This is a genomic window from Streptomyces sp. NPDC006207, assembly GCF_040613835.1.
Lineage (GTDB): Bacteria > Actinomycetota > Actinomycetes > Streptomycetales > Streptomycetaceae > Actinacidiphila.
This window is the reverse complement of sequence record NZ_JBEXSX010000074.1, coordinates 1-19,145: the sequence shown is the minus strand read 5'-3', so window position 1 is coordinate 19,145 and position 19,145 is coordinate 1. Positions and strand designations below refer to the sequence as shown.

Below are 19,145 nucleotides of genomic sequence, written 5' to 3'. Positions count from 1 at the left end.
GGAACCTTCAGCCGCGTACGGGGCGGAGGCCGGCCGCCAGCTCCGCGCGGTCGATCAGCGCGGTGAGGCTGACGGCCGGCGCGGACGCCAGCGCGTCGCCCGCGAGCGCGCCCACGTCGACCGCCGAGGTCCGCCCGCCCAGCGGGTGCGTGAACCGGGTGATGACCCAGCGGCCGCCCACGGGTGAGCCCGAGTCCTCGCACCATGCCCAGCGTGCGCCGTGCGCGCTGATCAGGAACTCCGCGAGACAGGCCACCAGCAGCGTGTGGAGCTCGACCCACTCGTCCCGGTCGAGGAGAGCGGGGATCTCCTGGGCCAGGCGCGCGTCGAGGACGTGTGCCGCGGTCCCCGGGTCCGTCCGCAGGAGATCGGGAGCATGACCGAGACCGGCCAGGAGGTCCCCGGTACGCCCGCGGCACGCGGCGGCCCACTCGCAGACATCGACCAGGGCGGCGGCATGTGCAGTCATTCTGGTAGGGATATCAGAGCGGACTCGACGGGCCGCACGGCCCCCCCGCCCCCACCGCCGCTGCCAGGCGAAATCCCGTTGTCGGGTTCCGGGAGGCTGCGAGAGCATCCGGGAATGGACGAGCCCGCCGAGATCCTCCGCTCCGACCAGGTCGAACTGCGCCGCTGGCGCACCGGCGACGTCGACGCCCTGGACCACGCCATCGCCGAGTCCCTTGACCACTTGGCGCCCTGGATGCCCTGGGCTGCGGGCCACGGAAGACGGGACACCGCCGGCTTCCTGGCCCGCAGCCAGGACGAGTGGGGGAGCGGGGAGGCGTACGCCTACGCGATCACGTCGGAGGACGTGGTGATCGGCAGCTGCGGACTCCACCGCCGCATCGGTGCGGGCGGCCTGGAGATCGGGTACTGGCTCCACCCCCGGTGGACCGGACGGGGACTCGCCACGGCGGCCGCCGCCGCACTCGTCGGCCAGGGATTCGGCCTGACCGGCATCGACCGGCTGGAGATCCACCACGACGCCGCCAACGCCGCCAGCGGAGCCGTCGCCCGCCGCCTCGGCTTCACCGAGATCGCACGCGTACCGGAACCGGAAGGCCCGTCCGCCCCCGGCGACGTGGGGATCGAGGTCGTCTGGCGGATGACCGCGGACCAGTGGTGTGCGTCCCTGCCGGGTCGCGCGCTCTGAGTGCGGGGGTCACCGTGCGCGGAGGATCGGTCAGGAATGGAGAAGCCCCCGCGAGCGGGCCGCGGCTAGCGTGACGGCCATGGACATCACCATTCACTGGACCTTCCTCCCGCACACCGACCCCGAGGCCTCGCTGGCCTTCTACCGCGACACCCTCGGCTTCAAGGTCCGCAACGACGTCGGCTACGGCGACATGCGCTGGATCACCGTCGGCCCCGCCGACCAGCCCGGCACGTCGATCGTCCTGGAGCCGCCGGCCGCCGACCCGGCCATCACCGAGGACGAGCGCCGCACCATCACCGAGATGATGACCAAGGGCACCTACGCCCGCCTCACCCTGGGCACGCCCGACCTCGACGGCGTCTTCGAGCGGCTCGTGGCGGGCGGCGCCGAGGTCGTCCAGGAACCGACCGAGCAGCCGTACGGGATCCGCGACTGCGCTTTCCGAGACCCCGCGGGCAACACGATCCGCTTCAACGAGGTCCGCTGACCGCCCCGTGACCCCCGCTCCCGCGCCGCCCCCCCCCGGCGGGAACCCGGCCACCACACGGTCCGTTCGACGGGGACCGGTCCGAAGGGGGAGCGGGGCGGCCGGGTGGACGGTTACCGTGGCCGCGCCCCACCGACGCGGGGGGACCGGACATACTTGACCGAAGCCGGTCAGATCGAACCAGGCGACGCCGACGGAGACCGCCAAGGCGGCCCAGCACGCACCAGACAGATGGAGAGACGACACACATGGCCAAGAAGGCGGACGCGCAGTCGCCTGCGCCGCACGTTGCCGACAGCCACGATCTGATCCGCGTGCACGGTGCACGTGAGAACAACCTGAAGGACGTCAGCATCGAGATCCCGAAGCGCCGGCTCACGGTGTTCACCGGAGTCTCCGGCTCGGGCAAGAGCTCCCTGGTCTTCAACACGATCGCCGCGGAGTCGCAGCGGCTGATCAACGAGACCTACAGCGCCTTCGTCCAGGGCTTCATGCCGACACTGGCCCGCCCCGAGGTCGACGTCCTGGACGGGCTGACGACCGCGATCACCGTCGACCAGCAGCGGCTGGGGGCGGACCCCCGCTCCACCGTCGGCACCGTCACCGACGCCAACGCCATGCTGCGCATCCTCTTCAGCCGGCTCGGCACCCCGCACATCGGCCCGCCCAGCGCCTACGCCTTCAACGTCCCCTCCGTCCGGGCCAGCGGCGCGATCACCGTCGAGCGCGGCGCGAGCAAGGCCGAGAAGGTCACCTTCACCCGCACCGGCGGCATGTGCCCGCGCTGCGAGGGCCGGGGCACGGTCTCCGACATCGACCTGAGCCAGCTCTTCGACGACTCCAAGTCGCTCAACGAGGGTGCGATCACCGTCCCCGGCTACAAGGGCGGCGGCTGGAACGCCCGGCTCTACGCCGAGTCCGGCTTCTTCGACCCCGACAAGCCGGTCCGCACCTTCACCAAGCAGGAACTGCACGACTTCCTGCACCGCGAGCCGACCCGCATGAAGATCGCGGGCATCAACATGACCTACGAGGGACTGGTCCCGCGGGTCCAGAAGTCGATGCTCGCCAAGGACAAGGAGGCGATGCAGCCGCACATCCGCGAGTTCGTGGACCGCGCCGTCGCCTTCACCACCTGCCCCGAGTGCGACGGCACGCGGCTCAGCGAAGGCGCCCGGGAGTCGAAGATCGGCGGGATCAGCATCGCCGACGCCTGCGCGATGCAGATCAGCGACCTGGTCGCATGGGTGCGCGCCCTGGACGAGCCCTCGGTCGCGCCGCTGCTCACGAAGCTGCAGCACACCCTCGAGTCGTTCGTGGAGATCGGACTCGGCTACCTCTCGCTCGAACGGCCGTCGGGCACGCTCTCGGGCGGCGAGGCGCAGCGCGTCAAGATGATCCGCCACCTCGGCTCCTCGCTCACCGACACCACCTACGTCTTCGACGAGCCCACCACCGGTCTGCACCCGCACGACATCCAGCGGATGAACGGCCTGCTGCTGCGCCTGCGGGACAAGGGCAACACGGTGCTCGTCGTGGAGCACAAACCGGAGACGATCGCCATCGCCGACCACGTCGTCGACCTCGGCCCCGGCGCCGGCACGGCCGGCGGCACCGTCTGCTTCGAGGGCGACATCGAGGGGCTGCGGAGCAGCGGCACCATCACCGGGCGCCACTTCGACGACCGCGCGTCCCTGAAGGAGACGGTGCGCAAGCCCACCGGCAACCTGGAGGTCCGCGGCGCCACGGCGCACAACCTGCGCGACGTCGACGTCGACGTCCCGCTCGGGGTGCTCACCGTCATCACCGGCGTCGCGGGCTCGGGCAAGAGCTCCCTCGTGCACGGGTCGATCCCCGCCGGTGCCGGGGTCGTGTCCGTCGACCAGAGCCCCATCCGCGGCTCGCGCCGCAGCAACCCGGCGACGTACACCGGACTGCTCGACCCGATCCGCAAGGCGTTCGCCAAAGCCAACGACGTGAAGCCCGCGCTGTTCAGCGCCAACTCCGAGGGTGCCTGCCCCACCTGCAACGGAGCCGGCGTGGTCTACACGGACCTGGCCATGATGGCGGGCGTCGCCAGCACCTGCGAGGAGTGCGAGGGCAAGCGGTTCCAGGCCTCGGTGCTGGAGTACCACCTCGGCGGCCGCGACATCAGCGAGGTGCTCGCGATGTCGGTCACCGACGCCGAGGAATTCTTCGGCGGCGGTGAGGCGCACACGCCCGCCGCGCACCGCATCCTCGGCCGGCTCGCCGACGTCGGACTCGGCTACCTCAGCCTCGGCCAGCCGCTCACCACGCTGTCCGGCGGTGAGCGGCAGCGGCTGAAGCTGGCCACGCACATGGGCGACAAGGGCGGCGTCTACGTCCTCGACGAGCCGACCGCCGGCCTGCACCTCGCCGACGTCGAGCAACTGCTCGGTCTGCTGGACCGTCTCGTCGACTCCGGCAAGTCCGTCATCGTCGTCGAGCACCACCAGGCGGTCATGGCGCACGCCGACTGGATCATCGACCTCGGCCCCGGCGCAGGCCACGACGGTGGGCAGATCGTCTTCGAGGGCACCCCGGCGGACCTCGTCGCCGCCCGCTCCACCCTCACCGGCCGGCACCTGGCCTCCTACGTCGGCGCCTGACGCGCGGCGGGGGCCGGGGCGATCACGCCCCGGCCCCGTGCCGTCATGCTGCGGCTCATCGCGGCACCGGACGACGTCGCCGCGGTCGGTCACGCCGTCGGGTACGACAGCCCCTCGCAGTTCTGCCGCGAGTACCGCCGCATGTTCGGCGCCCCGCCCGGCCAGGACGCGGCTCGCCTGCAGACCGCGGCGGTGGTCCAGGAGTTGACGCCGCCGTCAGTCGCCCCACGCGTCTGCGGACCTGCTCGAATCGAAGAAGCGGTCCCTCGCGCACCGGATCTTGCCGTCCTCGAGACAGACGGTCGACACGATGTCGTGTGCCTCCATGGAATGTCCCTCCCCATCCAGGAGTTCGTCGGTCCGGCGCACGGAAACGACGTCTCCGTCGGCCTGGATGTCACGTACATCCATACGGAAGCCGCTCGCGCGGAAGGTCTCCAGGGCACGGCGCAGGTCGTCGAGGAGGGCGTCCAGGCCGTCCACGGGATGGTCGTTGATGATGACGGACTGCCAGTTGACGTCGGGATGGAGGAACCGGTGACAGGTGGCCGCGGCATCGTCGTAGGTGGGTCCGAATTCCGCACAGAAACTCCGGACCGTGTCCACGGGCGATGGATGGCTCATGTCCAGCATTCCTTCATGATCGGAGTCGTCCGGCGCGCCGAGTGTTTCAGAAAAGCGACGGCCCGCTCCACGAGCCCGTCCCTCCCAACTGGTAAGCGCAGCCTCCTACGAGCGGGGTCACACCCCGGCCCCCGCGCCGGCACGGCACAATCAGCCCGTGGCAACCGGGAGGGCCCGGCTTGGGGGAGGGTGCGCTGTGATGGTCCGTCATCGTCCGGTGGGGAGGCGCTCATTGGCCCGACGCGTCACCGGGTTCCTGGGGCTGCTGGCGGCCGCGGCGGTCGTGCTGGCGGCGGTCCTGCTGTCCCCGTTCGTGCTGGAGGGGATCTCCGGCTCGCGGGGGGTGGACTGGGACCGGCTGGGCCAGGTCGGTGCCGCGTACGGCTTCACGTCGGCGATCGTCTCGGCACTCGCGCTGGCCGGTGTCGCGGTGTCGCTGATCGTCCAGAACCGGCAGGCCAGGGCCGAGCAGATCCAGGGGATCCGCGGCTACTACCTGGAGCTGGCCCGGCTGGAGCTCGACGACATGGCACTGTTCCAGCCCGTCTGGGGTGCGACGGACATCGCCGATCAGGACGGACGGAGACGGCACGTCTACGCCGACCTGATGATGAACTACGCGTGGATGGGCTACGAGATCGGGACGATCCCCGAGGGCCTGCTGCGGGACATGCTGGCTGGGATGTTCACCGGGGAAGCGGGGCGCGACTACTGGAGCAGGGCCGGCGCCTCGTGGATCGCCCGCTCGTCCGGGAGCCGTGCGGGCCGTCGTTTCCTGGGCGTCGTAGGCGAGGAACTCGCCCGGGCCGTCGCCGCCGGGCCCCCGGCGCGCACCCCGCGGGTGCCCGGCGTCCCTGCTCCCCGGGGACCGCGCCGGCGGTGGGCCGTGTCCGGCACCCTGATCGGCCTGGGTACCGGTCTGGCCCTGGGAGCGGTCCTGCGGGGCCGACGCTGAAGACAGTCCCCGGGTGCCGCCCCGGGGGCCCGTCGGGCGATGGTGTGGTGCCGCGCGTCCTGATCGCCGTCCTGGCAGGATGGGCGGCATGGAACGTGTGCTGGGAATCGGTGGTTACTTCCTGCGGGCGGCCGACCCCGCGGCTCTGAACGCGTGGTACCGGGACTGCCTGGGCCTGGACGCCGATGAGCACGGCCTGTGGCGTCAGGAGGCGGGGCCGACGGTGTTCGCGACCTTCGAGTCCGGGACCGACTACTTCGGGTCCCGCACCCAGCAGACCATGCTCAACTTCCGGGTCCGCGACCTGGACGCCATGCTCGCGCAACTGCGGGCCAAGGGCGCCGACGTGGCCGAGGAGACGCAGGACATGGACGGCGTCGGCCGGTTCGGCTGGGTCACCGATCCCGAGGGCAACCGCATCGAGCTGTGGCAGCCCGCCTGACCGCGGGGCCCCTCAGTGGTCGTCGCCCGTGGCCTGGTCGGGGAGGAGACCGGAGCTGCGGAGGCCGCTCAGGGCCTCGGCGACGGCGGTCATGCGATCGGCGACGTCCGCAAGTTCGCGGCGCAGTTCCATGACGCGCCGCTCCAGCGCCACGGCCTGGGCGGTGAGTGCCGCGGCGGTGGCCGAAGTGTCGGGGTGGTGGTCGGCGGATCGGGTCATCACAGGGCCTCCGGGCCGAGTTGCAGCGCGGAGACGCTGAGTTCGAGCCGCGCCTTGTCGCTGAGCAGCACGCCTCCGGTCTCCAGGGGGACGTTCCAGTTCAGGCCCCAGTCCGAACGCCGGAGGACGGCCGAGCCCTCGAAGCCGACCCGCCGCTGCCCGTCGGTGTCGCGGGCGGTGCCGCCGTAGTCGAGGTCGATGTGCAGCGGCAGCTCGACGTCCTTGATCCTGAGGTTCCCCGTCATGCGGAAGCGGTCCTCGTCCAGGGGGACGACCGCGGTGGAGCGGAAGACCATGAGGGGGAACGTCGCCGAGTCCAGGAAGTCGGGGCCGGTGATGTGGGAGTCCCGCGCCCGGACGCCGGTGTCCAGGCTGCCGGTCTGCACGCTCACGTGGGCCTCCGAACGGGCCGGGTGAAGCGCGTCGAGCCGGAGGAACCCCTCGAACGCGGTGAATCTGCCCCGTACGTTGGCGACCATGGCGTGCCGGACGGAGAAGCCGACCGCGCTGTGGACCGGGTCGATGACGTACGCACCGGTCAGTTCCTCCTGCGGACGGGAGCCGGGGACGGTGGTTTCCGCGCAATTCCTGGGCATGGCGGGTCGACCTCTTCGTACGGGTGGGTCGGGGACGGCGCGGTGGCCCCCACCGGGGGCAGGGGCCACCCGCGGGGGTTACCGCTGCTGCTGGGCGAACCAGTCGGCGAAGCGGGTCGCGGCGAGCTGCGCGCCGGCGCCGGGGACGAGCGAGTCTTCCTGCAGCACGGACCCGTAGTACGGGGCCTGCGGGTCCGCGACGACCTTGCGGGGGTCGTTCTGGGCGGCGAGCACGTCACGGACCAGCTCGTCGAACCGGAACACGTCCGGGCCGGCGATCTCCACCACGCCGCCCAGGGGCGTGCCGGCCGCGGTGCGGGCGACGGCCGTGGCCACGTCGTCGGAGTAGATGGGCTGGAACTTCACGGGCGCGATGCGCACCGTGTCGCCCTCGGTCCCCGCGTCCGCGATACCGTTCACGAACTCGAAGAACTGCGTGGCGTGCACGATGGAGTAGGGCATGCCCGACGCCTTGATCAGCTCCTCCTGGGCCAGCTTGGCGCGGAAGTAGCCGTTGTCCGGGAGCCGGTCGGTGCCGACGATGGAGAGCGCGACGTGGTGGCCGACACCCGCCTTGGCGTTCGCCTCCATGAGGTTGCCGGTGCAGGTGCGGAAGAAGTTCATCACGGCCTCGTCCTCCCACGAGGGCGAGTTGGAGACGTCGACCACGACCTGCGCGCCCTGCAGCACCTCGGCGAGACCCTCGCCGGTCAGGGTGTTGACGCCGGTGTTGGGGGAGGCCGCGACGGCCTCGTGCCCGTGCTCGTTGAGCTTGCTGACGACCTTCGAGCCGATCAGCCCGGTTCCGCCGATGACTACGACCTTCATGATGGAGTCCTCTCGGATGTTCTCGTGCGTGACGCGCAAGGGGCGGTGGGGCGCCCCACCGGCACCGGCCGGTGTCTCTTCGCTGGGAAGACCGGGCAGCGGAGCCGTTTGTGACAGGGGCCCGATTCGGCGGGCCCCCGGATCCCTCACAGGACGCGAGCGTCCTCACTCGACGAGCTTGCCCTCGGTGGAGACCTCCTGCATCAGGGCGGTGATCTCCTCGGGGATGTCCGGGATGCTCTCCCGGGTGACGCCGGTCTTGGGGGACCAGACGAGGTTGACCCGCAGCGCGGGATCCTGCTCCGGGTAGTCGCTGCGGTTGTGGCAGCCGCGGGTCTCACGCCGCTCCAGCGCCGATTCCAGCGTGGCACGCGCCGCCAGGGCCGCCGACTTGAGGTCGAAGGCGTGCGCGAGGTCCTGGAAGCCGGCGATGTCGGGGTGGACACCGACGGACTCCATCCGCTTCTCGATGAGGTCGAGTTCGGTCAGACCGGCCCGCAGGCCCTCCTCGTCGCGCACCACGCCCGCGTGCTCGGTCATGGTGTTGCGGATGGCGCGCTGCAGGGCGCGGACGTTCTCGGGCCCGTCCGCCGCCACCAGGTCGTCGACCTCGGCGCGGGCCTGCGCCACCGCCGCCGCCGACCGCGGCTGCGAGGTCAGTCCCAGCGAGTAGGCGGCGGCCGCCTGACCCGTGATGCGACCGAAGACCAGCAGCTCGATGAGGCTGTTGCCGCCCAGGCGGTTCGCGCCGTGCAGGCCGCTGGACGCCTCGCCGATGGCGTACAGGCCGCGGACGTCGGTGCTGTGGTCCTCGGGCCGCACCCAGACGCCGCCCATCGAGTAGTGCGCGGTGGGCGCGATCTCGATCGGGTCGCGGGTGATGTCCAGCATCTGCAGGTCGAGCAGCGTCTGGTAGACGCGGGGGAGCCGGTTCATGATGGTCTGCCGCGGCAGGTGGGAGACGTCCAGCCACACGGCTCCCTTGGGGGTGCCGCGGCCCTCCTTGATCTCCGTGTACGAGGCGAGGGCGACGCGGTCGCGGGTGGACAGCTCCATCCGCTCGGGGTCGTAGCGGCTCATGAACCGCTCCCCGAGGGCGTTGCGCAGGATGCCGCCCTCACCGCGGGCGGCCTCGCTGACGAGCGTGCCGGCCGCGTTCTCCGGCTCGATGATGCCGGAGGGGTGGAACTGCACGAGCTCGGCGTCGCGCAGCCGCGCGCCGGCCTCCACGGCCAGACGGAACGAGTCACCGGTGTTCTCGTCGCGCCGGGAGGAGGTGCGCCGCCAGATCCGGGTGTGGCCGCCGGCTGCGAGGATGACGGCGTCGGCGTGGATGAGGTAGCGCGTGCCGTCGGTGAGGTCGAAGCCGTACGCGCCGAACACGGCGCCGTCGTGCTCGAGGATGCGGGTGATGTAGACGCCGTCGAGCACCGGGATGTCGAGCTGCTCGGCCCGCCGCACGAGCGTGCGCTGGATCTCCAGGCCGGTGTAGTCCCCGGCGAAGGCGGTGCGGCGGTATTTGTGCGCGCCGAAGAAGCGCTGCGAGATCCGGCCGTCCTCCTCCCTGGCGAAGGCCATGCCGTACCGCTCCAGGTCGTCGATGCCCAGGGCCGCACCCTGGGTGACGATCTCCACGGTGCGGGGGTCGGCCAGCAGGTAGCTCTCCTTGAGCGTGTCCGCGGCGTGCTGCTGCCAGCTGTCCTCGGGGTCCATCGTGGCGAGCGCGGCGTTGATGCCTCCGGCCGCCAGGGCCGTGTGGGCGTCGTCCTTGGGCCGCTTGCCGACCGCGAGGACGTCGACTCCGGCCTCCGCAAGTTCGATCGCCGCTCGCAGTCCTGCTCCTCCGGTACCGATCACCAGCACCATGGTGGAAATGTGTCGTTCAGTGAGGGCCACGGTCTGCTCCGATCGACTTGGTTGTCACCCCATACGACCGGGCGGTCAAGCCATCTGTGACAGCGGTCCCCGCCCCCGGACCGCGTGGCGGGGCGTCCGGAAGGGCGTGGGACGACCGGATCACCCGGCCGTCCCACGCCCACGGGACCGGTCGTCAGGCGACGACGCGGTCCAGGGGCACGTCCGGGTCGGCCAGGCGCGCGTCGTCGACCGCGGCGCGCGAGGTGATCAGGTCGCGGACCGGCTCGACGACGTCCCACACGTTGACGTTCATGCCGGCCAGGATGCGGTTCCCCGACATCCAGAAGGCGATGAACTCCCGAGCCGCCCGGTCCCCGCGGAAGACGACGCGGTCGTAGCCGCCGGGCTCCACGTAGCCGGTGTACTCCATGCCCAGGTCGTACTGGTCGGTGTAGAAGTACGGCAGCCGGTCGTAGACGGCGTCCTTGCCGAGCATGGCCTGCGCGGCGGTGGCCGGCTGGTTGAGCGCGTTGGCCCAGTGCTCGACGCGGATGTGGCGGTCGAGGAACGGGTGGTAGGCGTTGGCGACGTCGCCCGCGGCGAAGACGTCCGGTGACGAGGTCCGCAGGTGCGCGTCGGTGACGACGCCGTTGCGCACCTCCAGCCCGGCCGCCTCGGCGAGCTGGACGTTGGGGGTGATGCCGACGCCCACGACCACGGCGTCCGCGGGGAGGCGGGTGCCGTCGGCGAGCTGCACCCCGTCGGCGCGGCCGCCGGTGCCGGTGATGCGTTCCACCGTCACGCCGTGGCGCAGCACGACGCCGTGCTCGGTGTGCAGGCCCGCGAAGACCTCGGCGGCCTCGCGCCCCAGGACCCTGAGCAGCGGCAGCTCCTCGTGCTCCAGCACCGTCACCTCCGCCCCGGCCTGCTTGGCGGCGGCGGCGGTCTCCAGGCCGATCCACCCGGCGCCGATGACGACGATCCGCGCGCCCGCGGTGAACGCCTCCTTGAGCCGCTCGCTGTCGCCCACACGGCGCAGGTAGAGCACGTTGTCCAGCTCCGCCCCGGGGACGGGCAGGCGCCGCGGGGTCGAACCGGTGGCCAGGAGCAGCTTCGTCCAGGGCATGCGGCGCCCGCCGTCGAGCTCCACCTCCTTGGCGCCGGCGTCGAGGCCGGTCACCGTCGTGCCGAGCATCAGGTCGACGTCGTGCTTGTCGTACCACTCGTCGGGATGCACGAAGATCGAGTCGCGCGTCTCCTTGCCGAGCAGATAGCCCTTCGAGAGCGGCGGGCGGACGTAGGGCCTGTCCCGTTCGTCGCCGATGAGGACGAGCCGGCCGTCGTAGCCGTTCTCCCGCAGAGCCTCCGCCGCCTTGCCCGCGGCCAGACCGCCTCCGACGATCACGAAAGTGTTCTCAGGGGACACAATGCACCTCATCTCGGATGTCGCATGCTGCGAACCGTGTACGGAGAGTCAACCACCAGACCGCTCGGCGCTCCGTCGTGTGACACAGCCGGTCGTGTCGCCCGGCCTCCGGGCGGGCGCCATGTCACGACGTCAGGGGTGTGCCGGTCATACAGCTGATCGAAGGACGCCCGGGGCAGCCGGCCCACCGGTCCGTCCCCGTAGCGACCGAGGAGCAGAAGGTGGCCTACGTCATCGCGCAGCCCTGCGTCGACGTCAAGGACCGGGCCTGCGTCGCCGAGTGTCCGGTGGACTGCATCTACGAGGGCGGCCGGACGCTCTACATCAACCCCGTGGAGTGCGTGGACTGCCGTGCGTGCGAGCCCGTGTGCCCGGTCGAGGCGATCTTCCGCGAGGACGACCTCCCGCAGGAGTGGGCGCGCTACAGGGAGGTCAACGCCGAGTACTTCCGGCCCACTTCGGGCTCCGGCGGGCATGGCAGGCCGCTGGTCGGCGACGGGGACCACGCCTTCGTGGCCCGGTTGCCGCCGCAGCGGTCCCGCAAGAAGGACATCGCCCTCTTCGCCATCGGCAAGGAGGAGGCCGAGGAGGCCGACCTGTGGTTCCCGTCGTGACGGCCCCGGGAGGCGAGGGCCGGTGATTCCCTTCGCTCGCGACCGGCTGCGGAACGCAAGGCCCGCGCGGCAGGGGCCCGACGTGGTCGAGGTCGGCCCCCAGGACCTCGAACGCACCGTGGCCATGCACCTCAGGTGCTCGGCCCGCACCCTGTGGAGCCGGTACCACCGCGCGATGGGCGATCCTCGTTCCTACCTGCACACCCTGCTGTCCAGGCCCGGAGCCGTGCACCTGGCCGTGCAGCAGCCGGCCGGCGACATCGTGGCCGTGGGCCACCTGATGCCGGACCGCGGGAACGCGGAGGCGGCGCTGCTCGTCGAGGACGCGTGGCAGAACAGCGGGCTCGGCAGCCGTCTGCTGCGCGACCTCGGGCACCGTGCCGTCGGCGCCGGGTGGAAGGAGGTCTACGGCCTCGTCCTGCCCGGCGACGAGAAGATCCCCGCGATCCTGTCGCACACCTCCGTCCCCCTCCACACCCTGCACGAGGAGGGCGTGACGACCGTCTGGGCGGAGACCGGCGACATAGCCGCCGCGGAGGCGTCCACCGACGCCGGCGCGCGGTGAGCCGGCGCTGCGGACGGCGCCGGGGGAGTGCCGGGTGCGGGGCTGTCTGTCACAGATCCGGATGCTGTCCGGTCACAACCCCGGAAGACGCAAATCGGGCATTCCGCCCACCCTGCCTGCCTGAGGACGAGACTTCGATGACCTGCACGGACGCGGTGACACTCGGTAAGCACGTGAACACGCCCGGGATATCCGACTCGGCGTTCGCGCTCTTCGACGAGCGGGGAACGGTCGTCGCGTGGACGCCGGCCGCCGAGCGCCTGGTCGGATATTCCGCCGGAGCCGTGGTCGGACTGCCCGCCGCGCTGGTGCTGCCGTCCTTCGTGGAGACCCCGTCGATGTCGGACTTCGTCAAGCAGTGCCGTGCCGAGAACGGCTGGCCGGGCACGACGGCCGTGTCCCACCAGGACGGGCGCACGATCGACGTCACCCTGCGGATCACGATGCTGCGGGGCCGGAACGGCACGACACGCTGGCTCGCGACCCTGACCGACACCGGCGTCCTGTCCGGGGACGCGCTGAGCGGATCGGTATGGGGGCCGCTCCTCGCGCGCGCGCCCATCGGAGTGGTCATCCGCGACCCGCAGCTGCGGTGCGTCTTCGTCAACGACGTCATGGAGGACCACGACGGCATCCCCGGCGACGAGCGACTCGGACGACGGTTCGTCGACGTGCTGGCCGGCGCCAAGGCGGGCGCCCTCGAGGCCGTGATGCGGCAGGTCCTGAAGAGCGGCACCACCAAGGTGCACGAGTACCGGACCTGGCTGCCGGTGAGCAAGGGCCGGGAGCATCCGTTCGCGGCGTCGTTCCACCGCCTCCAGGGCGCCGACGGGGAATCGCTGGGGGTCTGCGTCATCAGCGCCGACGTCGTCGAGAGCCGGCTCGCGCGCGAGCGCCTCGCCGCCGTCGGCGAGGCCAGTACGCGTCTGGGCAGCACCTTGGACGTGATGCAGACCAGCCAGGAACTGGCCGAGCTCGCCGTGCCGCTGCTCGCGGACTACGTCGCCGTGGACCTGGAGCAGTCCGTGCCGTTCAGCGAGGGACCGCCGGTGCGCATCGACCCGACGGGCGAACGCCTCCCCGTTCTGCGACGTGCGGGTCTGGCCACGATCCACCAGGGAGCCCCGGAATCCGCGTGGGTGCGCGGCGAACCGGTCACCGTGCCGCCCGGCTCACCGTTCGCCCACGTCCTGAGCACGGGCAGGTCCCACCTGGAGCCGATCCTGGACATCGCCCCGGGGATCTGGATCGACCAGGACCCGGCCCTGGCCGCGAGGATCCGCAAGAACGGGGTCCACTCGCTGATGGTCGTCCCCATCCGCGCCCGGCGCGCACTGCTGGGTGTGGCGCTGTTCATCCGCACCGCGGACCCCGAGCCGTTCCAGGACGTCGACCTGCTGCTGGCCGAGGAACTCGTCGGGCGTGCCGCCGTGGCACTGGACAACGCGCGCCAGTACGCACGCGAGCACACCGCGGCCCTCACCCTCCAGCGCAACCTGCTCCCGCACCGGCTGAGGGGCGGCATGGCCGTCGACGCGGCATCGCGCTACCTGCCCGCCGACATGGACCACGGGGTGGGTGGCGACTGGTTCGACGTCATCCCGCTGTCGGGCGCCCGGGTCGCCCTCGTCGTCGGTGACGTCGTCGGTCACGGTCTGCACGCCGCGGCGACCATGGGCACGCTCCGCGCCGCCGTCCGCACGCTGGCCGACATGGAACTGCCCCCCGCCGAACTGCTGACCCGCCTCGACGACACGGTCCAGAGACTGGTCGAGGAGGACACCGACCCCGCGGACCAGACACCCGCCGTCGTGGGCGCCACCTGCCTGTACGCCGTCTACGACCCGGCCACCCGCGTGTGCACCATGGCCCGGGCCGGGCACCCCCCGCCCGCCCTCGTCGACCACGAGGGCCGGGTCACCTTCCCCGACCTGCCCACCGGAGCGCCCCTGGGCATCGGCCTCGGGGACCCCTTCGAGGCCGTGGAGCTGGAACTGCCCGTGGGAAGCCTGATCGCCCTCTACACCGACGGCCTGATCGAGAGCCGCGGCGGCGACATCGAGGAAGGGATGGACCGCCTGGGCGCCGCCCTCGGGGAACCCGGCCGGTCCCTGGAGGAGCTCTGCACCCGCGCGACGGAGTCCCTCCCCGCGCAGGTACCGTGCGACGACGTCACCCTGCTCCTGGTCAGGACCCGGTCGCTCAACTCGGCCCACATCGCCTCCTGGACGCTGCCCGCCGACGAGACCGCCGTGCGCCGCGCCCGGAAGCTGGCCGCCGGCCAGCTGACCGCCTGGGGCCTGGACGGGCTCGAACACTCCACGAAGCTCCTCGTGAGCGAGCTGGTCACCAACGCCGTGCGCCACGGCGCCGGCCCGATCGGCCTGCGCCTGATCCGGCACCAGGCCCTGACCTGCGAGGTGTCGGACACCGACGTCTGCGCCCCGCGCCTGCGCAGCGCGGACTCCATGGACGAGAACGGCCGCGGCCTCTTCCTGGTCGCCCAGATGTCCCGTCGCTGGGGATCCCGCTCGGCGGTGGACGGCAAGGTCGTCTGGGCCGAACTGGACGTGGCCGCCTCAGCCGCGTAGGGACCGGCCGCCGCGGCCTCCGGCCGGCTGTGGCACCGTCGTAAGCTGAACCCCGCTCGCGAGGGACAGGAGACCGAGGTGGCCGAGACGACGCCGGCCGAGGTGATGGCCGAGCTGGCCGCGCTGGAGGACCCCAAGACCCGCGCGGTGAACGAGAGGCACGGCGACGACCACGGTGTGAACCTCGGCAAGCTGCGCGCCCTCGCGAAGCGGCTGAAGACGCAGCAGGAACTCGCGTGCGGGCTCTGGGAGAGGGACGACACCGCGGCGCGACTGCTGGCGACCCTGATCTGCCGCCCCAAGGCGTTCGGGCGCGGCGAGCTGGACGTCATGCTGCGCGAGGCGCGCGCGCCCAAGGTGCACGACTGGCTCGTGAACTACGTGGTGAAGAAGAACCCGCACGCCGAAGAGCTGCGGGTGGCCTGGCTGGCCGACCCGGATCCCGTGGTGGCGAGCGCCGGATGGGCGCTGACCACCGAACGCGTGGCGAAGAAGCCCGACGGCCTGGATCTCCCGGGGCTGCTCGACGCCATCGAGGCGGACATGAAGGACGCCCCGGACCGCCTGCAGTGGGCGATGAACCACTGCCTGGCCCAGATCGGGATCGAGCACCCCGAGCTCCGCGCCCGCGCCGTCGACATCGGCGAGCGCCTGGAGGTGCTCAAGGACTACCCGACCTCCCCGGGGTGCACGTCCCCGTTCGCGCCGGTCTGGATCACCGAGATGGTCCGCCGGCGGCACGATGCGGCGGCGGGCTGACCCGCGGAGCGACCGGTGCGGGGGTTCGGCATGGATCAGGCCCGCAGGTAGGCCAGGACGGCCAGGACGCGGCGGTGGGTCTCGTCGGCCGGGGGGAGGTCGAGCTTGGTGAGGATGCTGCCGATGTGCTTGCCCACGGCCGCCTCGGAGACGACAAGGTGGCGCGCGATCGCGCCGTTCGACCTGCCCTCCGCGACCAGCGCCAGCACTTCCCGTTCACGCGGGGTGAGCCGCTGCAGCGGATCGCGGCGGCGGCGCAGCAACTGCCGTACGACCTCGGGGTCGACGACCGTGCCGCCCGCGGCGACCTCGCACAGCGCCTCGACGAAGTCCTCGACCTGGCCGACCCGGTCCTTCAGCAGGTATCCGAGGCCCGTTCCGTCGCCGGAGTCCAGCAACTCGGCGGCGTAGGCGCGCTGCACGTACTGACTGAGGACGAGGACGGGCAGGGTGGGCCGCTTCTGCCGCAGCAGCACCGCGGCCCGCAGGCCCTCGTCCTGGAATCCGGGCGGCATGCGGACGTCCGTCACCACCACGTCGGGGGAGTGCTCGTCGACGGCCGTGACCAGCGCGCCGGCGTCGCCCACGGCGGCCACCACCTCGTGCCCGCAGCGGTCGAGGAGGCCGGTCAGCCCGTCCCGCAGCAGGACGCTGTCCTCGGCCAGCACTACGCGGAGCGCTCGGTCCACTCGCAAGGGATCTCCACACGTAGCAGGGTCGGCCCGCCCCGGGGGCTGGACAGGGAGAGTCTGCCATCCAGTACGGACACCCGGTCGGCGAGCCCGGTCAGCCCGCTGCCCGCAGCGGGCTCGGCGCCGCCCCGGCCGTCGTCGCGCACCTGGAGGAAGAGCCGCCCGTCGCGGTGCCCGCCGCTCACCTCGGCGCGGTCGGCGGCGCTGTGCCGGGCGACGTTGGCGAGGGCCTCGCGCACCACGAAGTACGCGGCGGCCTCGACCGCCCGGGGCAGCCGTCCGGGCAGTTCCACGTCGACGTCGACGGGGACGGCGGAGCGGTCGGCGGCGTCGGCGGCGCCGGTCGTGGTCCGCGGCCAGGACACCCTGCGCGTGGCCACGCCGAGGGGCGAGGCGACGCAGCCGCTCGCGCAGCCGCGTGCCGTACCCGCCGCGACCCGCGCCGGGCTGCGGCGGCTCGGCACGGTGGTCGAGGACCGGTCCTTCCCCGTACGGGCCGAGGGCGGGCCCGGCGACCTCGTGGGACACCCCTGGTCCACCGCGGCGTTCGCCCCGTACCGGCTCAGTGCGGGACGCGCGCCCCGCGCCGCCGACGAGGTCGTCGTGACCGGCGGCTGGGCCACGCCGGGCGCACGGGTGCGCACCGACCGGGGCACCGTGCGCGTCGTGGGCACCGTGCCCGGGCGCGGGTTCGAGCACGCCGTGTTCTACACCGACGCGCGCGCCGCCCGACTGTGCCCCGTCAGCGTGCAGTTGGTGGCCGACGCGGACGCCGCCGCGGTACGGGACGCCGTCCGCGGCAGCGGCGCCCGGGTGCTGACCGGGAACGAGCGCCGTCACGCGGACGCCGACCCCGGCCGGGACGCCGAGGCGGTGACCGCGCTGAACGCCCTGTTCGGCACCGCCGGCGGCGTCACCGCCTTCGTGTCGGTGTTCGTCGTGGCGTCCACGTTCGCCTTCGCGGTCGCCCAGCGGCGCCGCGAGTTCGGGCTGCTGCGCACCGCGGGTGCCACCCCGGGCCTGCTGCGCCGCATGGTGCTGACCGAGTCCCTGCTGGTCGGCGTGCTCGCCTCGGCGGCGGGCTGCGCGCTCGGCGGGTACGCCGCGCCGTGGCTGGCCGCGTCGGTGGTCGACGGCGGACTGGCACCGGGCTGGTTCGCCGTCGGCGACCACACCTGGCCGTACCACGCCGCGTTCTGGACGGGCCTGCTCGTCGCCCTCGGAGGGGCGGCCGCGGCCTCGTGGCGGGCCGGCCGCACCGGCCCGGCGCAGGCGCTGCGCGAGGCCTCCGTGGACACCGGGGCGATGACGTGGGGCCGGTGGCTGTCCGGCGGCGGGCTGCTGCTGACCGCCGTGGTGACCCTCTGCGTCACGCTGTACGGCGACCCCGGCGACCTGCTGCACCGCAAGACGTACGTGAGCCGGCCGATGCTGCTGATCACCGCGACCGCGCTGCTCGCACCCGTCGTGCTGCGCCCGCTGACCAGGCTGCTCGCCCGGGCCTCGGGGCTGCTGCCCGGCGCGGCCGGCATGCTCGTGGGCGAGAACGCCGCCGCCGGCGTGCGCCGTACCGCCGCGGTCGCCTCGCCCGTGCTGGTGGTGGTCGCCCTCACGGGCTCGCTGCTCGGCGCCACCGCCACGCTCGGCCGTGCCGAGGCCGCCGAGGCGCGCGAGCGGACCACCGCCGCCTTCGTCCTCGTCGCACCGGACGGCGCGGGCTTCGGCACCCGGACCCTGGAGCGTCTGCGCGACGTCCCCGGGACGCAGGTGTCACCGACCGCGTCGAGCGCGGTGTACGTCCTGGAGGACGGCCCGGCGCTGATCAGGTCCGAGGCGCACGCCGCCGACCCCCGGGCCCTCGCCGCCACCAGCCGGCTGCCGCTCGTCGCGGGGAAGGTGAGCGACCTGGACGACGGGTCGATCGTCGTCAACGAGGAATGGGAACGGCACTCCGTCGGGCAGAGCGTCCGGGTGTGGCTCGGGAACGGCACCGGCAGGACGCTGCGCATCGCGGCGGTGACGGCCACCGGCACGGGCGGGAACGGCGTCTACGTCACCCCCGCCAACGCCCCCGGCGCTCCCGTCGACCGGGTGGACGTCGCCCTGGCCCAGGGCGCCGACCCCGGCGCGGTGGCCGCCGCGCTGCGCGAGGCGGTGCAGCCGTCCGGCGGCCGGATGCTGACCCGGGACGCGTGGCTCGCGGCCGCCCGGCCCGGGAACGACCGCACGACCCGGCTCGGCTTCCTGCTCGTCCTCGGCATCGCCCTGCTCTACACCGCTATCTCCCTGGTCAACACCATGGTGATGGCCACCTCCGACCGGATCCGCGAGCTGGCCGTGCTGCGCCTGGCCGGGGCCACGCGGCGGCAGGTGCTGCGGCTGGTGGGCGCCGAGTCCCTGGTGGTCGTCGCGGTCGGCGCCCTGCTGGGCCTGGCCGTCGCCGCACTCAACCTGGCCGGGATGCGCTGTGCGTTGGCCCTGCTGTCGGTGGACAGTCCGATCGCACTGCCGTGGACGGCCGTCGGTGCGGCCGTGGGCGCGTGCGCGGTGCTCGCGGTCGCCGCCGCGACCGTCCCGGCCGCGCTGGCCGTGCGGGGCCCGGCGGCGGCACTGGCCGGGATGCGGGAGTGAACCCCGCGCCGGGCCGCCGCCCGGCGCGGGGCGGCGGGGGCCCGCTCGACTGGGTTAGGACAGGGCGTCC

Annotated in this window: 17 protein-coding genes and 3 pseudogenes; 11 read left to right on the top strand and 9 right to left on the bottom strand. The window is 72.7% G+C overall.

The genetic code is table 11. The annotated features are described in order from the left end of the window. Nucleotides 1-7 precede the first annotated feature (7 nt). Nucleotides 8-469, bottom strand: a complete 462-nt coding sequence (locus ABZ312_RS38430) for a hypothetical protein (protein ID WP_500439707.1) — start codon at nt 467-469, stop codon at nt 8-10. A gap of 114 nt (nt 470-583) precedes the next feature. Here ABZ312_RS38430 and ABZ312_RS38425 point away from each other — a divergent pair, with 114 nt between their 5' ends. The 4 genes and pseudogenes from ABZ312_RS38425 to ABZ312_RS38410 form a co-directional block, all read left to right on the top strand. Further along, nucleotides 584-1,156 carry a GNAT family N-acetyltransferase gene (locus ABZ312_RS38425; protein WP_500324000.1) on the top strand — a complete coding sequence of 191 codons (573 nt, stop codon included), beginning with the start codon at nt 584-586 and terminating at the stop codon, nt 1,154-1,156. A gap of 79 nt (nt 1,157-1,235) precedes the next feature. Then, entirely contained in the window at nt 1,236-1,646 is a 411-nt protein-coding gene (locus ABZ312_RS38420) for a VOC family protein (protein ID WP_500324001.1), read from the top strand. A 248-nt stretch (nt 1,647-1,894) separates the two neighbouring features. Beyond that, the gene (locus tag ABZ312_RS38415) at nt 1,895-4,276 is read left to right on the top strand and encodes an ATP-binding cassette domain-containing protein (RefSeq protein WP_500439706.1); all 2,382 of its coding nucleotides are present in this window, start codon (nt 1,895-1,897) and stop codon (nt 4,274-4,276) included. Between the two features lie 54 nt (nt 4,277-4,330). Then, nucleotides 4,331-4,474 (top strand): annotated as a pseudogene (locus ABZ312_RS38410) (helix-turn-helix transcriptional regulator); the annotation flags it as partial. Between the two features lie 18 nt (nt 4,475-4,492). Here ABZ312_RS38410 and ABZ312_RS38405 read toward each other — a convergent pair. Continuing rightward, entirely contained in the window at nt 4,493-4,909 is a 417-nt protein-coding gene (locus ABZ312_RS38405) for a nuclear transport factor 2 family protein (RefSeq protein WP_500324003.1), read from the bottom strand. A gap of 223 nt (nt 4,910-5,132) precedes the next feature. On the opposite strand from ABZ312_RS38405, the gene ABZ312_RS38400 reads away from it, so the two are divergent. Together ABZ312_RS38400 and ABZ312_RS38395 are read left to right on the top strand one after the other, a co-directional pair. Further along, nucleotides 5,133-5,855 (top strand): DUF6082 family protein, encoded by a 723-nt coding sequence (locus ABZ312_RS38400; RefSeq protein WP_500324004.1) that lies wholly within the window; start codon nt 5,133-5,135, stop codon nt 5,853-5,855. A gap of 88 nt (nt 5,856-5,943) precedes the next feature. Beyond that, nucleotides 5,944-6,297, top strand: coding sequence for a VOC family protein (locus ABZ312_RS38395; protein ID WP_500324005.1), 354 nt, complete (start codon nt 5,944-5,946; stop codon nt 6,295-6,297). 12 nt (nt 6,298-6,309) lie between these two features. Here ABZ312_RS38395 and ABZ312_RS38390 read toward each other — a convergent pair whose 3' ends face one another. From ABZ312_RS38390 to ABZ312_RS38370, 5 genes are all read right to left on the bottom strand, one after another. Then, nucleotides 6,310-6,516 (bottom strand): hypothetical protein, encoded by a 207-nt coding sequence (locus tag ABZ312_RS38390; RefSeq protein WP_500359579.1) that lies wholly within the window; start codon nt 6,514-6,516, stop codon nt 6,310-6,312. Continuing rightward, on the bottom strand, nt 6,516-7,112 hold the full coding sequence (locus ABZ312_RS38385) for a YceI family protein (RefSeq protein WP_500324007.1): 597 nt from the start codon (nt 7,110-7,112) through the stop codon (nt 6,516-6,518). The genes ABZ312_RS38390 and ABZ312_RS38385 overlap by 1 nt, the downstream gene beginning before the upstream one ends. Before the next feature lie 78 nt (nt 7,113-7,190). After that, a complete protein-coding gene (locus tag ABZ312_RS38380) occupies nt 7,191-7,940 on the bottom strand; it encodes an SDR family oxidoreductase (RefSeq protein WP_500439705.1) in 750 nt (249 codons plus the stop codon). Nucleotides 7,941-8,105: 165 nt separating this feature from the next. After that, nucleotides 8,106-9,806, bottom strand: coding sequence for an L-aspartate oxidase (locus ABZ312_RS38375; RefSeq protein ID WP_500324009.1), 1,701 nt, complete (start codon nt 9,804-9,806; stop codon nt 8,106-8,108). A gap of 184 nt (nt 9,807-9,990) precedes the next feature. Continuing rightward, nucleotides 9,991-11,235, bottom strand: a complete 1,245-nt coding sequence (locus ABZ312_RS38370) for an NAD(P)/FAD-dependent oxidoreductase (RefSeq protein ID WP_500359581.1) — start codon at nt 11,233-11,235, stop codon at nt 9,991-9,993. Between the two features lie 209 nt (nt 11,236-11,444). Here ABZ312_RS38370 and fdxA point away from each other — a divergent pair. The 4 genes and pseudogenes from fdxA to ABZ312_RS38350 form a co-directional block, all read left to right on the top strand. Then, nucleotides 11,445-11,756 (top strand): annotated as a pseudogene (gene fdxA / locus ABZ312_RS38365) (ferredoxin); the annotation flags it as partial. 103 nt (nt 11,757-11,859) lie between these two features. Beyond that, nucleotides 11,860-12,402, top strand: a complete 543-nt coding sequence (locus ABZ312_RS38360) for a GNAT family N-acetyltransferase (RefSeq protein WP_500324011.1) — start codon at nt 11,860-11,862, stop codon at nt 12,400-12,402. Between the two features lie 137 nt (nt 12,403-12,539). After that, entirely contained in the window at nt 12,540-14,993 is a 2,454-nt protein-coding gene (locus ABZ312_RS38355; protein ID WP_500439704.1) for a SpoIIE family protein phosphatase, read from the top strand. A 105-nt stretch (nt 14,994-15,098) separates the two neighbouring features. Beyond that, a complete protein-coding gene (locus tag ABZ312_RS38350; RefSeq protein ID WP_500324239.1) occupies nt 15,099-15,752 on the top strand; it encodes a DNA alkylation repair protein in 654 nt (217 codons plus the stop codon). A gap of 35 nt (nt 15,753-15,787) precedes the next feature. Here ABZ312_RS38350 and ABZ312_RS38345 read toward each other — a convergent pair whose 3' ends face one another. Together ABZ312_RS38345 and ABZ312_RS38340 are read right to left on the bottom strand one after the other, a co-directional pair. Beyond that, complete coding sequence (locus ABZ312_RS38345; protein WP_500359589.1) at nt 15,788-16,420, bottom strand: response regulator; 633 nt, start codon at nt 16,418-16,420, stop codon at nt 15,788-15,790. Further along, nucleotides 16,420-16,779, bottom strand: a pseudogene (locus ABZ312_RS38340) (sensor histidine kinase); the annotation flags it as partial. The pseudogene ABZ312_RS38340 and the gene ABZ312_RS38345, both read right to left, overlap by 1 nt. A gap of 37 nt (nt 16,780-16,816) precedes the next feature. On the opposite strand from ABZ312_RS38340, the gene ABZ312_RS38335 reads away from it, so the two are divergent. Further along, nucleotides 16,817-19,075 (top strand): FtsX-like permease family protein, encoded by a 2,259-nt coding sequence (locus ABZ312_RS38335; RefSeq protein ID WP_500439703.1) that lies wholly within the window; start codon nt 16,817-16,819, stop codon nt 19,073-19,075. The last annotated feature ends 70 nt before the right edge of the window (nt 19,076-19,145 follow it).